We start from the raw sequence: 14,999 nt of genomic DNA on the forward strand, positions 1-14,999 counted from the left end.
GCATCGATTCCTTGTTGACAGCGGCAATCGCGGTCAGCGGTATCTCCGCGGGACACACCTGCGCACATTCACCGTAGGTCGAGCACGGCCCGAAATCGGCCTCCATCTGGTGCGACATCGCTCGGGCCCGCTTGCCACGTTCGTTGCGGCCCTGCGTGACGAGAGACAGGTGGGTCAGTTTGGACCCGGTGAAGAGGTGCGCGGCACCGTTCGGGCAGGCTGCCACGCAAGCGCCGCAGCCGATGCACGCGGCGAAGTCCAGTGCAGCTTCGGCACTTTGATGCGAGAGCGGCTGACTGTCTGCGTCCGGCGCGGTTCCTGCATTGACCGAAACGTATCCACCGGCTTCGAGCACCCGGTCGAGCGCAGAGCGATCGACGACGAGGTCGCGGACCACTGGAAAGGCTGCGGAGCGGAACGGCTCCAGTTTGATTCGGTCACCGTCGGAGAAGCTACGCAGGTGCTGACGGCACGTGGGAGTGTTCGCAACCGGCCCATGGGGAACATTGTCGACCGTGATGCCGCAGGACCCGCAGATCCCTTCTCGGCAGTCGGAATCGAAGGCGATGGGTTCGTTGCCGCTCTCCACGAGTTGGTCGTTGAGTCGGTCGAGGAGCTCCAGCAGCGACATCTCCACCGTCGCGTCGTCTATTTGGTAGGTGTCGAATGCGCCGGACGACTCAGGTCCGGATTGGCGCCACACGTCCACGGTGATTTTCATACGTAGTTCCTCGTCTGCAGTGGAACAGCGGTGAAGGACAACGGCTCGTCGTGTCGAACGTGTCTGCCGTCCTGGGCGGTTTCCCACGCGGAGACGAAGCACCAGTCCTGATCGTTTCGCTGCGCTTCGCCGTCGGGAGTCTGATGTTCGGCACGAAAGTGCGCTCCACAGGACTCGTCACGATCGAGAGCATCGACGCACATCAGTTCGGCGAGCTCGAGGAAATCGGCTACCCTGCCGGCCCTTTCCAACTCCTGGTTGAACTGGTTTCCGCTGCCGGCAACTCGCAGGTTCGACCAGAAATCGGTTCGCAGTGCGCGGATTTCGGCGATCGCCTTGGTCAAGCCCTCGGCCGTTCGGGTGACACCGCAACCCGCATAGAGGATCTCGCCCAGTTGTCGATGGAACCTGTCGGGGCCGTGTGTTCCGCCGACCGAGAGCAGCAGGTCCACCCGACCCCTCACGTCAGTGAGCGTCGACGTCACAGCGGGATCGGACAGTTCGAGTGGAGTGGATCCGAGTAGCGGTGCAAGATAATTCGGAATCGCGTACGGGAGGGTGAACCAGCCGTCGACGCATGCCGAGAGCAACGAATTGGCGCCGAGGCGGTTGGCCCCGTGGTATCCCCAGCCTGCCTCACCACCGACGAACAAGCCGGGGATGGAGGTCATCTGGTCGTAGTCGTTCCACAGTCCTCCCATGGTGAAGTGGGCTCCGGGGGCGATGCGCATCGGCACCGTATAGGGGTCTTCGCTGGTGGCGTCGCGATACATCGAGAACAGATTTCCGTATCGCTCCTCGATGGTCTTGCGGCCGAGCCGTGCCAACGCATCGCGGAAATCCAGGTACACACTGTTTTTCAGAGGGCCGACGCCGTGACCGGAGTCGATTTGCTCGCGGGCGGCCCGTGAAGAGACGTCGCGGGGAGAGAGGTTCCCGAACGCAGGATATTTGCGCTCGAGGTAGTAGTCGCGTTCGTTTTCGGGAATGTCGCCGGGCTCACGATCGTCTCCGGGCTTGGCCGGTACCCAGATCCGGCCGTCGTTGCGCAGGGATTCGCTCATCAGAATGGTTTTCGACTGCCACTCGGAGTTGACGGGAAGTGCCGTCGGATGGAATTGGATGAACGAGGGTGAAGCCATCAACGCACCGCGTCGGTGCGCTCGCCAGGCGGCCGTGGCGTTGGAATTCTTCGCAAGTGTGGACTTGTGGAATACGGTTCCGTAGCCGCCGGATGCCAGTACGACGGCATGGCCTGTGGTGGCGCCGATCTCACCGGTCACGAGATCGCGTGTGATTATCCCTTGTGCTCGCCCGTCCGAAACGATGAGATCGAGCATCTCGGTTCGGGTGTGTAGGTTGACCGTTCCGGCTGCGATCTGACGTTGCAGTGCCTGCGACGACGCTATCTGCAACTGCTGGCCTGTCTGCCCGCGCGTGTAGTACGTGCGCGACACCTGAACGCCGCCGAAGGATCGGGTGGCCAGAGTGCCGCCGTACTCGCGAGCAAACGGTGCCCCGATGGCATTCATGTGATCGATGACGCGTACGGATTCTTCGGCGAGACGGAAACAGTCGGCCTCACGGCCCCGGAAATCACCGCCCTTGACGGTGTCCTTCACGAAGCGGGCGAGACTGTCGTTGTCCACTTTTCGAGCGCGAGCAGCGTTGATGCCTCCTTGCGCGGCGACACTGTGTGCACGGCGGGGTGCATCGTGGAAGGTGAAGGACTCGACGTGGTAGCCCAGTTCACCGAGGGAGGCGGCGCAGGCCGCGCCGGCGAGGCCGGTACCGACGACGATGACCGTGAACTTGCGCCGGTTGAGTGGGCTGACGAGCTTGTAGTCGAGTTTGCGAGTGGGCCAGGCCGTCGCCGGATCGCCGGCCGGGACCTTACCGTCCACCGGTGTCCCGATGCTGCGCAGATCGTCGAGTTCGAAGCTGTTCACTTATGACGCTCCTGTCTTCGAGATGGCGCCGGTCATGACCGCGATGGGGATCGACATGTTTCCGACCATCACGACGAGCGCAAAGATTCCGGAGAGTGCAACGCCAATCTGGCGCAGTCGTTGGCCGGTCACGCCGAGATCGTTGACCGCGCTCCAGAGTCCGTGCGCGAGGTGCATTGCCAGCAGAGCCATCGCGACGATGTAGAACGCTGCCACCAGCGGACGCTCGAAGCTGGCAATCAGATTGTCGTATGCGTAACTCTGTGTGCGCGTGGCCGCTTCGTACTCGCTGCTGCCGATGGGTCGGGTTCCGGTCGTGAGGTCGAGTATGTGGAAAATGACGAACAGCAGCAGCACAGCTCCGGTGACGGGCATCGTGCGCGCTGTAAAGGACTTGATTCCCAGACCTTTACGTCGAAATTTTCCTCGAGCTCGGCGTCCGCGGACGGTGAGCAGCCAGGCACACCCGAAGTGTGCGACCAATGACGCGAGCAAGACGATGCGAAGAATCCACAGAAGTCCCTCGTAGGGCAGGAAGGGTTCGAACACCGTTCGTAGCCAGTGTGCGTAGTCGTCGAAGTGATCGGCACCGGTGTAGACCTTCAGGTTTCCGATCATGTGGACGAGAACGAAAGCGGCGAAGATCAGTCCTGTCACGGCCATCAGAATCTTGCACGTGATGTTGGACGGCCGCGGTCGAGCTTGGAGTGAATCGCCGGTAGCTCGCGATACACGGGTCGGAGCACTCACAGACAAACCTCCCACGCCAGACTTGCCGGACAGGTGCCGTCAGCCTAAGCCCGATCGAGGTTTTCGGCCAACGGATGGGTGCCCGACTTGTCTGTTAATGCAGGTGAATGGGAGTGTAGGGGTGCTCATTACCCGAAAGTAAGGAACTCGTGAACGATGTTTGACTCGACGTGGCGACGGTGGTCATGGCGCGCCGGAACGGCATCGGCCCTGGCAGTGGCCTTGTTTGCGGTGGGGTCGCCGGCTGGTGCGCAGGAGACCGTCGACCTGGCCGACGTGTTCAACCCGTTGGTCGTGAAGGCACTCCAAGGCGCTGACATTTCCACCGAATTGACTCCACTCGGGCTCTCGTCCGATGATCCGTGGTTCGACGAACCTGAAATCGAGCCGGGTACCGCCCCCGGCACACTTCTCAAAGCGCGTCCGGTCAGCGTGCAGGTCTACCAGGTCCGTCCCGACGTGGTCTCGGCTCACCAACTCATGTACACCACCACTGATCACTTCGGTCGGCAGGTGATCAGCACCGGAATTCTGATGATTCCCGAGGACGGAACTGCGCCAGGTGATCGCAAGATCATCGGATACGCCGAGGCGAACGACAGCCTCGGCGCGAACTGCGCACCAAGTCACCAGTGGACCGGCGGCAATCAGAGCGACCCGGCGATGTTCTCGGCGCTCGGCCCGGTGGCTCAGATGTTCGGCCACGGCTGGGCAGTGATGATGAGCGACGTCGGCAACGACGGCGACACTGCTCCCCATCCGTTCTCGATCGGACAGTTCTCAGGGAAGGCAACGCTCGACGGCGTTCGGGCAGCACTCGCGCTTCCGGAAGGCGGCCTCGAATCAGACACCCCTGTCGGCATCTACGGTGTCGCCGGAGGCGGTGTCGCAGCGGGCTTTGCCGCGGAACAAGCCCATGATTATGCGCCGGAACTGAACGTCCAGGCCAGTGCCATTCAGGCGATGATGATCGACCCCGCAACGTTCGAGGAAACAGCGGCCGGTGGGATCGGTTCCGGATTCGTCTTCTCGAGCATTCTCGGATTCGACGCGGGCTACCCCGACGTTCGGCTCGACGATCATCTGACTCCGATCGGTCACAACGTCGCCGCAGCCTTCCGCGCGTCCTGCCAGGCGCTCTACCTCGGACTCCCATTCGTTCCGTTCGACGTCCTACTCACCAACCCTTCGCCCCGAACGATCCCTGCGCTGGCCGCGGCGTACGCGGACAACACGTTGGGAAAGCAGGCGCCGGCTTCCAAGCTTCTGATTTCTTCCTGTGAGGACGACTTTCTCGTTCCCTTCAGTGAGGCAGAGCACTTGGCGCAGACATATCGAGCAGACGGCGGCAACGTGGACCTGCTCCCGTCGCAGTGCGGGCCGCTCGATTACGTGACCAACCTGTACAAGACGGTGACCGATCAGCTGGGTATGCAGGACATCGCCTGGCTGGCAAAGACGTTCGACGAAGCCGAGGGACGATGAGCTTGCGGAAGTCTCTGACGCGCAGGGATTTTGCGCGCACGGTTCTCGTTGCTTCGGCAGGTATCGGCGGTGCCGTCGTACTGGGAGGCAGGGCGTCCGCGGGTACTGGTGAGCTCGACAGGTACCTCGACCTGGAAGCAGTGAACGCAAACGCCGAAGCCACGGGCGGCCTGCATCCTTCTCTGCCATCGGATTCCGCGACGCTGCGGTCTTTGGTGGATACCGCCCGAGCCTCGGGAGTGGATCCGCATCGCTATCAGACACTGCTCAAGCAGTACTGGCTCGCGGTCGGGACGGAGTCGGCAGGTATCGATCTCGCTTCGTGGACTCCGTTCGACGGTGTGCACGCGAATCTCGGAAACCTCACCAACACTTTCCAGTTCTACGAGCGACTCCAGCTCGAGCATCGAGAGCTGCAGTGGGCAGGTATGGGAGGAATGGTCGGGCCCGCTTTCGCCGGTGGACTCCTCGACTTGGACTACGGGCGGGTTGTGCTGGAAGTCCAAGCGATCAGCGAGGCGATGGCACTGGTCTGGCGAGAGATCGACCGCATCGGGTCGCCGGTTGCATCGTCGATGGGAGCACCCGAGGACATTGCGGCACTTCTCGAGGTCGGCCACGAGATTCGCCCCGAGGACGTGATGTGGTTCCAGGGGAAAGTGATTGCGATGAGCAAACACATCTTCTCGGACCTGATTCCCATGCACATGGCGTGGGTTCACGACGGTGTCGACGGCATCGCCGAACTCGATCGCGCAGGGTTGCTCGACGAGAACGCCCGTATCGCGTGGAACAACATTGCTTCGGGGACACCGGAATCGGTCTTCGACGGCAATGTGCGTCTGCTGCGAAGGGAGCAGTACCAGTCGGTGGGTGATCAGTGGGACGAGGCGAAGGCCTACCGCGGCAGCGTTGGTCGCTCGTTGACTTACCTGACCACCTTCGCCGCATCACCGTCGATGCCTGGCGTCGTGCCGCCACGCGAGTCGAACCCGCTCTCGTTCGCGGTGGGCAATGCTGTTGTGCAAACGCCGCTTCCGGACTTCAACTGGGCGGACCGGGATGGTCGTTGGACCTACATCGACGATCAGTTGCTCCCGGTCTACAACAACCTGATGAAGAATCAACCGGAACTGTGGCGAGCGACGCTGGCCGCGCCCGTCTCCGTTCGGATAACCGAGCAGCGAATGATCGCTCGCTTGCCGGACATGTTGCGGTCCATGTTGTCGACTCTGGCGATTACGGTCAACTGAACTCGGCGGTGGCGGGGCCTCAGGGTCCCGCCACCGCCCGTGAACTTGTCGGTCAGGCCTGGCTCAGCTCCGCTTGCATGCGCGCGGAGTCCTTGCCTACAGTGCGGGTAGCCAGGTAGATGAATACCGCGGTGAGTGCCAACATGATTGGCACGAGATACATGGCCGAGTTCAACCCGTCGCCGGCGTACTGAGCCAACTTCCCGGTACCGGCATCTGCAAGCGCACGCTTGGCGAACCAGTCCGAGATCGCTCCAACGGCAACCGGTCCGGAGAATCCGCCGAGAAGGTACATGGCAGCGAAGAACAGCGCCGTCGCAGTGCCGCGGAGCCTGGGAACCACGACGTCGTGAATGGCAGGGTAGACGCTGATGTAGAAGCCGTAGGCCAGAAGCCACCCGGCCGAGAACAAGAGCGTGAACATCACGACGTTTCCGCCGTGTTGCAACAGTGCCAGCGCCGTCAAAGGTGCCGCCAATGCCGAGGTTCCGACACCGATCATCAACCGTGCGCGCGGTGAGCGTGCGCTGGCCTTGTCAGCGTAGCGAGCGCCGAGAAGCAATCCGATCAGGCCCGTGATTCCGACGATGATGCCCGTGACCGATGCCGCCGCAGTCAGTTTCAGGTGGTACTGGCGCATGAGCAGCGGGACGACAAACGAATTCACTGCGTAGGCGGCGAAGTTGAACGTCAGCCCGGCAAGGATGAGCCAACGAAGCGTGGGAATTGCGAGCAGACGACGGATCGGGCGGGTGATCGGTGCCTGTGAAACAGCGGCTGCGCGGGCCTCCGGACTTTCGGAACCACCACGAACCGGATCTGCCATGCGGTAGAGCACGACTGCCAGCAGGACACCGGGAATCGCCGCGAGGAAGAACGGTGCACGCCAGCTGTCGAATGCCTCGGCGATCTTGCCGACGGTGAAGTAGGCGAGCATGAGGCCAATTGGCAAACCGAGCATGAAGACACCAAGTGCGCGTGAGCGTCGTTCCGCCGGGTAGATATCGCCGATCATCGAGTTTGCTGCGGGTGTGAAGGTCGCTTCGCCCACACCGACGCCGAGACGCGCGAGGATGAACAGCACGTAGCTGCCGGCGGCACCGGTTGCTGCCGTCAGTCCGCTCCACACCAGGAGTCCGATCCCGATGATCTTGGGACGGTTCTTCGTGTCGGCCAACCGGCCCAGAGGCAGTCCTGCGACTGCGTAGACGAGGGTGAATGCAGAGGTGATCAATCCCAATTGCAAGTCGCTGAGCGAAAACTCGTTCTTGATCGGCTCGGCAACGACCGAGGGGATCGCCCGGTCGAAGAAGTTGAGCATGTTCGCGAGAAACAGGGCGACGAGTGTGCCGCCGAGTAGTTTGTCACGTGTTCCGACAGGGGCGCCGTCGACGGACGGCAGCGGCGGAGCGTCTCGTTGAATTGACATGATTGTTCCACCCTTTTCGCGAGTGCTGAATGAATTGTGCTGGGGGAGAAGCTCAGGACAGAGCGTCGGCGACCGCTTTCCCGATCGCCTGCATCCCGGCCGCAGTGGGATGCAGTGGAACCGCCGGCTGGGTAGGGACGATTCCCGTGTAGTAAGCAGTGGCAGGGTCCGTGCAGATGTCATGCCCGGCAGTGGTTTCGGTGATGTCGATGTACTCGACGCCGTGACGGGCCGCAGTTGCTGCCATGACCGTGTTGCCGTAGTCGATCACACTCTGGAGATAGTCGGCGTCGCGCGGCCAGAACGGCTGAGTGCCGGGGCAGCCGCCACCACGGATGTATGTTCCGTATCCGACCACGACGATGCGCGCCGACGGTGCTCGATCCTGCGCGACTTCGATCATGGAACTCCAACCTGTGGACGCATTTTCGATCATCTGTCGCTGTTGATCGACGCCACCGGAGGTGAACTTGTCACGGCAGGACGTTCCGGCGGGTTCGGGGAGTGGATTGACGCAGCTCAGAACTGTCGGGAACAACGAGATGTCGTTGGCACCGATGGTGATGGTGACGAGGTCGGTATCAGGCCCCAATGCTGTTGCCTGCGGTGATACTTGACCGGAGAACGTCGATTGTGCGGTGTCCGTGACGTTGGCGGATCGCGCCGACGAGCAGGTCATATCCGTGAGTTCAGCGCCGAGTTCTCGCGCCACCACGGACGGGTAGTTGTCGAGTGATCGTAGACAGCCCGGTGACGACGAGTCCTGCGCGGTGACCAGTGGGCCGGCCGCCGCGGAATCGCCGAGTGCGACGTACTGGATAGTGCTGACCGGTGTCTCGGCACTCGACACACCGGTCCCGAGAGCAGCGATCGAACCGGCAGCCACGACGCCTGCCAGAATGGCTGCGCTGCGCGTTTTCCACGTCACTCGAGGCTCCTCTTGGTCGAAGGTGGGACTTCCAGTTACGCCGCTGATTGTGAATTCGTGAGTGGCGTGGGTTACATAGTGATAGGAAAAAGGCAGGTCGGCCTTGTGGTGACAATTCAATTCTGTGGAGGGTTTTGTGTCAGGAAACAAAGATCTGCCGTTCGAGCCGATCCTGGTTGGTGGCAGATCTCTGGCCGACCGACTGGCGCAACGCACCCATCCACTGGTCATTGAGACAGTCGATCTGGTCCACCGCGACGTCACCTTCTACCGGTTGCTCCCTGACGAGGCATTACGTAACGACGTCACCACCATCGTGAGGCGCAATCTGGAACTGTTCATTTCGATGCTGCGGACCGGCGCCGATCTGGCGCCCGAGTTGCTCGCCGACATCAGCGAATCGGCTCGCCAACGGGCTCAGGAATTGGTTCCGCTCGGTGAGGTGCTGCGGGCATATCACCTGGCTGCCGGGCTGTGGTGGGAGACCATCAGCGAATGGGCGGTCCCGGAAGACGGTGTCGCACTTGCCCGCACCGGACGACTCTTGAATGCATACACCGCGGCCTCCGCGTCGGCGGTTCTTGCCGGCTACGGTTCCGACCACGCCACCCAGACGGACGAGGATTCTGCGCGAAGGTCATTGTTCGTAGCACTTTCGACGGGTGTCGATGTTGATCGGGTCTCCGACGATGTGGGCATCAGGTTGGCGCGCCTGTACTGGGTGGTGGCGCTGCACGTCGAACGGAATGACGACGAGTCCTCGACCGAGGTGGACACTGCCGTCGCCGAGCGGAGAAAGGTGCGCCACCTGCAACGAGAGCTCGATCAGGTGGGGCGTGACAAAGCGCTCGGGGTGCTCGGGAGCAGTGGCGGAGCCGTACTGATTCCTATTGTGGAATCGGAACCCGCTGAGGGGAACTGGGCGTCGAGTCCGCAATATCTTTCATTGTGTCGACGATTGGGTGATCTCGAGAAGGTCATCGGTGCATCGACGGTTGCCGCCGTACATGTCGCGGCACCGCCCGCAATTCCCGCAGCGGTGTCGCAGGCGCGCGAGGTGCTGAACGTTGCCCGAAAGTACGGCCGTACAAGTGGGGTCGTGCGTCTCGAGGATCTTGCAGTCGAGTATCAACTGACCCGCCCGAGCGCTGCGCTGCCGATCCTCGCAGATGTGTTGTCGCCGTTGGAGTCCGATCCTGCCGTGCTCGAGACGCTCGAATCTTTCATCGACTCCGGATTCGATCGAGCTACCACCGCTCGGCAGTTGCACGTACACCCGAACACGGTCGTGTACCGCCTGCGTAAAGCGAGTTCCCTGACGGGACTTGACCTGTCGTCACCGAAAGATCTTGTACAGGTCACCATGGCGCTGGGAGCGCGTCGCGCGCTCGGAATGGAGGCGGACTCTTCCCAAACGTGATGCGGCTGTGGTTCCCTGTGAACGTGTCTGATTCTCGGATTGGCAATCCGGCCGGGAGACATGGCCAGACTGGGTCAGCTGATGGTGCAACGAGGCGCGTGGCGTGATCAGACGTTGATCGACTCCGCCTACCTCGACGAGTTATCCGCGCCCTCTCCGTCCAATGGGGGGTACGGCTTCTTGACCTGGGTGAACGCGGGCGAGGACTTCTACTCCGTGAATGCGCCGGTGAGCAAGTATGTTTCGCATCCGGTGTGGCAGAACGCGCCTCGGGATCTCTATCTCCAGGAGTTCTTGCGGCTTGTCGTCGCTTCGATCGTGGACGTTCCACCGCCGCCGTACGTCGGGCCTCCCGTGCATGGGTCGGGTGGTCCGCTCATCGACGATCCGTCACAGCTCGTCGGCTTCGCGAACCCCGAATTGATCTTCGACACGATGGTCGGGACGGGGCGAGCAGGAACACCCGGATGCAACATCGTGATCTGCAACAACGAATTGTTGCCGTTCAGTGTCGCCGACCTGCTCGGGGATGCTGCAGCTCAGATCGGTAACGCGGCAGGCGCGTCGATTCGAGATGCTGGTAGATGACGGTTTCGAACCCGAATTGTTGCCCAATATTTATGTTTAATCTGTGTGACGGTCAGTGAACAGTAAATTTGAGTCAAATGATGCAATCGCGACGAAATGTTCGTTACCGTGGGCTGGACAATCGACAATCTGGGGGTTCGGCTACATGGCAAATGTTCGTAGGTCTCTGACGAAGGGATTGATTGCTGCTTCGGTAATCGCCGCAGCCGGAGTGGGATTGTCGCCGGCGACAGCGAGTGCCGACATCACTCCGACGACGGTAGTCAACGGCATCCTGTCGACGGTGGGCGGCTGCCAAACACCGGTGCGGTCTCTCATTCTTGCGTGCACGAGTGCTGAGACGCTGACACGCCAGTCGCCCGTGCTGCTCGACCTCAACCCCGTGGGCACGAACATCGTCGTCTTGGGTGCCGGCCTCTTCGACGACGGCACGATGCGTCCGATGTTGGTCGACCGGCTTCAGGCGGCGCTCCAGCTGGCCCGTCAGTACCCGCAGTCTCCGATCATCACAAGCGGTGGGGCTCCGAAGGCCGGAGTAACGGAAGCCAGGGCGATGCGCGAATGGCTCGTTGCCAACGGCGTCAACCCGGGCCGGATCACCGAAGAGGGAACTTCGTGGTCGACAGTCGAGAATGCGATCAACTCTGCGCGGATTCTCGCCGATCGAGGCGCGACCGGCGTGGTTGTGGTCTCGAGCGCCAATCACGTGGAGCGCGCGATGGTGGACTTCCGCGTTGCAGTTCTCGGCCGGATCCCGGTCGCAGGCGTAATCGCTGCGACCTGACGTCAGTGATTGTGGGAGTTGGACTTTCGCCAGTTCAACGGCGAGGCGTCGAATCGTCGACGGAAGGCGCGGCTGAACGCGGCATCGGATTCGTAGCCGACAGTTATCGCAATGGTTCCGACCGGCTCGGTGGTTTGCACGAGTAGTTCGGCGGCACGGTCGAGTCGGCGCTCGGTGATGTAAGCGCCGGGCGTCTGGCCGACCAGTCGCGAGAAGCGCTCCGCAAAAGACGATCTCGACAGGGTGGACAGCGTCGCCAGTTCGTCGATGGTCCAGTTGCGTGACGGGTCGTTGTGGACGGCCTCGAGGGCCTGCCCGATTCGTGGATCCATTGCTGCGGTCAACCATCCGCCGTTCGATCCGTCCGCTCGAGCCCACGCTCTGAGGATCTGGACGAAGAGAAGGTCGAGAATCCGGGAAACCATCACGGAGGAACCAGGTTTCGGATCGTCCACCTCGGCGCCCAACAGTCGGCTGCTCACATCGAGCCACTCGACCGGGGTTCCTTGTGTCGCGCGCAGTTCGACGAAGTCCGGCAGAACGGACAGCAGTCGCTGCGCTGCGACGTCGTCGAGTGTGAAAGTACCGAAAAGCCAACATGTTTCGTTTTTCGGGGGCATCGGCATCGCATTCTCGATCGTATGAGCATGCCCATGGGGTAGCAGTACGAGTTCCCCGGGGCCGAGTTCGATCGGGGCTTTGCCCTGCGTTCTGATCACGATGTCACCGTGCTCGGCAATGTGAAGTGCTCGCACCCCCGTGGGTACCTCCACGGTGAAGTTCTCGCCGTGGACGCAGCGATGAATCTGATCACCGCGAAGGTGGACGACTTCGAGAACGTGCGAGAGGGTGTCCCGGGTTCGAGTCTCGTCGGTGGTGGGTACGTACCGCTGTGATGATGTTGTCCTCATGGATCGATCACTCCGATGGTCTCGAGCATTCGGCGTTTCTGCACAAAAACTTGGCAATCTGGTCATGGTTATTGATCCAGGATCCCCTTAACCTGGGTAACAGGCAAGGCCTGGGTTTCGAAGGCTTGCCGATCGTCGGAGTATTCGTCGCACTGCGTATCTGGAGGAGTTGGTCATGACAGAGAAGGTAAACATCGTTCTGGTGCATGGAGCCTGGGGAGACGGTTCTCATTGGCGTCACGTCATACCCACCCTGCACAACGCCGGGCATCGAGTGGTTGCGGTCCAGAATCCACTTACTTCGCTCGCCGACGACGTGGACCGGACCAGGAAGGTGGCCGAATCGATGGACGGCCCGACCTTGCTGGTCGGACACTCGTACGGCGGCGCGGTGATCACAGGCGCGGGTCATGCGGAAAACGTTGTGGGACTGGTATATATCGCTGCCTTTGCGCCGGACGAGGGTGACAGCCTGGGAAGTATCTTCGCCCGCACGGATCAGCCGGCGGGCGCGGCGAACATCGCGCCGGACGCCGAGGGCTTCTTGTGGATCGCCCCGGACAAGTTTCAGGAGAGTTTCAGTCAGGATCTCGACGACACCGAAGCATTGGTCATGGCGCTGACGCAGAAACCCATTGCGGGTCAGTGCTTCTCGGACCCGTCAGGGCCGCCGGCATGGCGCGGGAAGCCCAGTTGGTATCAGGTTTCAGGGCAGGACCGAATGATTCCGCCGGAAACCGAGCGATGGATGGCAGAGCGTATCGGTGCCCGCGAGATCGAGGAACTCGACGCAGGCCATGCATCCTTGGCGTCCCACCCGCACGAGGTCACCCAGTTGATTCTGCGTGCTGCTGCAGAATTGTCGTGACGGCGTAAATCGTCCGGCTGTTCGAGTGGGCTGCCCATCACGATTACTTTGTCGTCAGTCCTCGGAACTGCCCAGTCGGTGAAGCAGCGCTGTCAGCGTGGTGATGTCGTCCGTATCCCATTTCGCGAGTCGGGCGCGCCAGCGATCTATCTGGTGATTGCGGATGGTCGTGAGCTTCGTTCGCGCCTCAGGGGTCAGAGCTACCAACTTGGCGCGAGCGTCGTCGGGATCGGGGATCCGTTCCACCAGGCCGAGTCGAGCTGCGGCGTCGATTTGCCTGGTCAAGGTGGACTTCTCGATATCGAGGGTGCAGATCAGGTCGGACATCCGCACCGCATCCGAACGGTTCAGGATGACCAGAACCGGGTAGAGCGCCGGATCGAGTTTGGGATGAATTGCGCGCGCATAGGTGCGCGCCTGGGCGCGTCCTCGTTGCCACATGTCGGCAAGTTCCATCTCCAGGCCCGTGATCGGATCTGAAACCACTGTCGTTTCCCCTTTGGTGCGATTCGTTCGGTGTTCATCAAACCAGAAGGGGGGCCGAAGTGATTTGGGTGAAGTCACGCTGAGCGAAAGGTACGTTCGGCGTACTGAAGGCGCCGGGCGTACCTTTCGCTCGCAAGGTGGGTGGGTCAAGCCACCGCATACGCCCGCACACACGTGTTCAGGTCGCGGGTGAGATCGGCCGCGGTACTGGTCGGAGAACCGAATTTCACGACGGACCCGTCGCTCCCGTGGAACAACAGCGTCGGAAACGAAGTGGCGCCGAGCCTGCGTGCTCGGACGAAATCAGCGCGGGCGGCATCCTTCGAGGCGGCGGTGAACAGGGAAGACACCGCGGCAGATGGGTCGAGTTGGAGGGATTCCGCGATGGATCGGTACGTCTCGGGATCGGAAAGGCTGCGACCGTCTCGGTAGAACGCGATCTGCATGGCCTCCGCGATGTCGAGGGCGCGTGTCGGATCTTGCGCGCGCAGTGCGGCGAGTCCGATCGCTGCATCCGTCGAATCCATGACGAACCGCCCATCAGTCACCAGTTGCGAATATCCGTCACCGAAGACAGCGCCGGTCTGGGCGGCGATGGTGGCGTTGGCTGATTTCAGGTACGGAGCCGAAGACATGGGCGCGACGCGCTCACCGGTGAACAGTCCGCCGCTGACCACGGACAAGTCGATGGAATCGGCATTTTGACGGACGAACTCCGTCAACGCAGGGCCGAAGCCGAAACACCACCCGCAATAGGCGTCGAAGACGTAGGTGAGTTGCGTCTTGCCTGCTGTTTCCGAGCGTGATGTCTGCACTGGAAGATTCCTATCCGAGCGTGAACTGATTGATACCCTGACGGTATGTCGCATTCGGGTATTCGGTCACGGTGAAGATGAGTCCCGAACTAGTGAAAAACAGACAAGTACCCGTCCGGGACGTCGGGTACGCATCGTCGGTGGCAGATGCGACCGAGATCGAAGTACTCAGCCTGGACACCATTCGCATCAACGGGGGAAGCGCAGAGTTCGTCGGCCCCCAACGTCCGCAATTTCACTTGCTCGCTCTGGTGACCGAGGGCTCGGCGCTACACACCATCGACTTCGTGAACTACGCGGTGAGCCCGGGGACCGTGTTCTGGGTCAGACCGGGGCAGGTGCAACAGTGGGGGCGAATCCAGGATTTCGAGGCGACGGTTGTTCTGTTCACGCCCTCGTCGCTCGATGCCGTCAGTCAGCAGTTGTTGGACGGGAACGCTCGCAGTCGGCAGGCAGCGTGGCAGTTGTCCGGTGAGAACCTCGAGACCATCAGCACGGGTATGAAACACCTGAACCTGAACTACGGCTGCCCGGATACTTCCGCGCCGGTCGTTCGCGCGGCCATTCTGCGGCACACGCTGACAGCAATTCTGTTGAAACTGACCCATCTCG

Annotated in this window: 16 protein-coding genes; 8 read left to right on the forward strand and 8 right to left on the reverse strand. The window is 61.6% G+C overall.

From position 1 onward, the window contains the following. The 3 genes from A2J01_RS23030 to A2J01_RS23040 form a co-directional block, all read right to left on the reverse strand. The coding region (locus A2J01_RS23030) for a succinate dehydrogenase/fumarate reductase iron-sulfur subunit (protein ID WP_064113666.1) at positions 1–721 on the reverse strand (721 nt) is incomplete at its 3' end. Next, complete coding sequence (locus A2J01_RS23035) at positions 718–2,670, reverse strand: fumarate reductase/succinate dehydrogenase flavoprotein subunit (RefSeq protein WP_042446381.1); 1,953 nt, start codon at positions 2,668–2,670, stop codon at positions 718–720. The genes A2J01_RS23035 and A2J01_RS23030, both read right to left, overlap by 4 nt. Beyond that, on the reverse strand, positions 2,671–3,420 hold the full coding sequence (locus A2J01_RS23040; RefSeq protein WP_064113667.1) for a succinate dehydrogenase cytochrome b subunit: 750 nt from the start codon (positions 3,418–3,420) through the stop codon (positions 2,671–2,673). Between the two features lie 156 nt (positions 3,421–3,576). Between A2J01_RS23040 and A2J01_RS23045 the strand changes: the two genes are divergently transcribed. Continuing rightward, a complete protein-coding gene (locus A2J01_RS23045; RefSeq protein ID WP_064113668.1) occupies positions 3,577–4,905 on the forward strand; it encodes a lipase family protein in 1,329 nt (442 codons plus the stop codon). Further along, positions 4,902–6,158 (forward strand): hypothetical protein, encoded by a 1,257-nt coding sequence (locus tag A2J01_RS23050; protein ID WP_064113669.1) that lies wholly within the window; start codon positions 4,902–4,904, stop codon positions 6,156–6,158. Before A2J01_RS23045 ends, A2J01_RS23050 begins: the two co-directional genes overlap by 4 nt. A gap of 52 nt (positions 6,159–6,210) precedes the next feature. Here the strand turns inward: A2J01_RS23050 and A2J01_RS23055 are convergent, their stop codons facing one another. Beyond that, positions 6,211–7,587 (reverse strand): spinster family MFS transporter, encoded by a 1,377-nt coding sequence (locus A2J01_RS23055; protein WP_003942962.1) that lies wholly within the window; start codon positions 7,585–7,587, stop codon positions 6,211–6,213. Between the two features lie 52 nt (positions 7,588–7,639). Beyond that, a complete protein-coding gene (locus A2J01_RS23060; protein ID WP_064113670.1) occupies positions 7,640–8,515 on the reverse strand; it encodes an SGNH/GDSL hydrolase family protein in 876 nt (291 codons plus the stop codon). A 136-nt stretch (positions 8,516–8,651) separates the two neighbouring features. Between A2J01_RS23060 and A2J01_RS23065 the strand changes: the two genes are divergently transcribed. From A2J01_RS23065 to A2J01_RS23075, 3 genes are read left to right on the forward strand one after another with little or no spacing between them, the layout of a single operon-like run. Further along, a complete protein-coding gene (locus tag A2J01_RS23065; protein ID WP_054826048.1) occupies positions 8,652–9,935 on the forward strand; it encodes a PucR family transcriptional regulator in 1,284 nt (427 codons plus the stop codon). 60 nt (positions 9,936–9,995) lie between these two features. After that, positions 9,996–10,523, forward strand: coding sequence for a hypothetical protein (locus tag A2J01_RS23070; RefSeq protein ID WP_054781016.1), 528 nt, complete (start codon positions 9,996–9,998; stop codon positions 10,521–10,523). A 55-nt stretch (positions 10,524–10,578) separates the two neighbouring features. Then, complete coding sequence (locus A2J01_RS23075; RefSeq protein ID WP_030536059.1) at positions 10,579–11,307, forward strand: YdcF family protein; 729 nt, start codon at positions 10,579–10,581, stop codon at positions 11,305–11,307. Positions 11,308–11,309: 2 nt separating this feature from the next. Here the strand turns inward: A2J01_RS23075 and A2J01_RS23080 are convergent, their stop codons facing one another. Further along, positions 11,310–12,113: an AraC family transcriptional regulator gene (locus tag A2J01_RS23080; protein WP_231915883.1), complete on the reverse strand. Its 804-nt coding sequence runs from the start codon at positions 12,111–12,113 to the stop codon at positions 11,310–11,312. Here A2J01_RS23080 and A2J01_RS36980 point away from each other — a divergent pair. Both A2J01_RS36980 and A2J01_RS23090 read left to right on the forward strand, forming a co-directional pair. Beyond that, entirely contained in the window at positions 12,036–12,203 is a 168-nt protein-coding gene (locus tag A2J01_RS36980) for a hypothetical protein (protein WP_231783601.1), read from the forward strand. The two genes, A2J01_RS23080 and A2J01_RS36980, sit on opposite strands and share 78 nt — an antisense overlap. 190 nt (positions 12,204–12,393) lie before the next feature. Continuing rightward, positions 12,394–13,086, forward strand: coding sequence for an alpha/beta hydrolase (locus A2J01_RS23090; protein ID WP_058226887.1), 693 nt, complete (start codon positions 12,394–12,396; stop codon positions 13,084–13,086). Positions 13,087–13,140: 54 nt separating this feature from the next. Here A2J01_RS23090 and A2J01_RS23095 read toward each other — a convergent pair whose 3' ends face one another. Both A2J01_RS23095 and A2J01_RS23100 read right to left on the reverse strand, forming a co-directional pair. Then, a complete protein-coding gene (locus A2J01_RS23095) occupies positions 13,141–13,572 on the reverse strand; it encodes a MarR family winged helix-turn-helix transcriptional regulator (RefSeq protein WP_003942924.1) in 432 nt (143 codons plus the stop codon). 146 nt (positions 13,573–13,718) lie between these two features. Further along, the gene (locus A2J01_RS23100) at positions 13,719–14,387 is read right to left on the reverse strand and encodes a DsbA family protein (protein WP_007730785.1); all 669 of its coding nucleotides are present in this window, start codon (positions 14,385–14,387) and stop codon (positions 13,719–13,721) included. 140 nt (positions 14,388–14,527) lie between these two features. Here A2J01_RS23100 and A2J01_RS23105 point away from each other — a divergent pair. Continuing rightward, on the forward strand, positions 14,528–14,999 hold a 472-nt coding region (locus A2J01_RS23105), incomplete at its 3' end, for an AraC family ligand binding domain-containing protein (RefSeq protein WP_197494279.1).

The sequence above is a fragment of the Rhodococcus sp. EPR-134 genome (genome assembly GCF_001647205.1).
GTDB classification, from domain to species: Bacteria; Actinomycetota; Actinomycetes; order Mycobacteriales; family Mycobacteriaceae; genus Rhodococcus_F; species Rhodococcus_F qingshengii.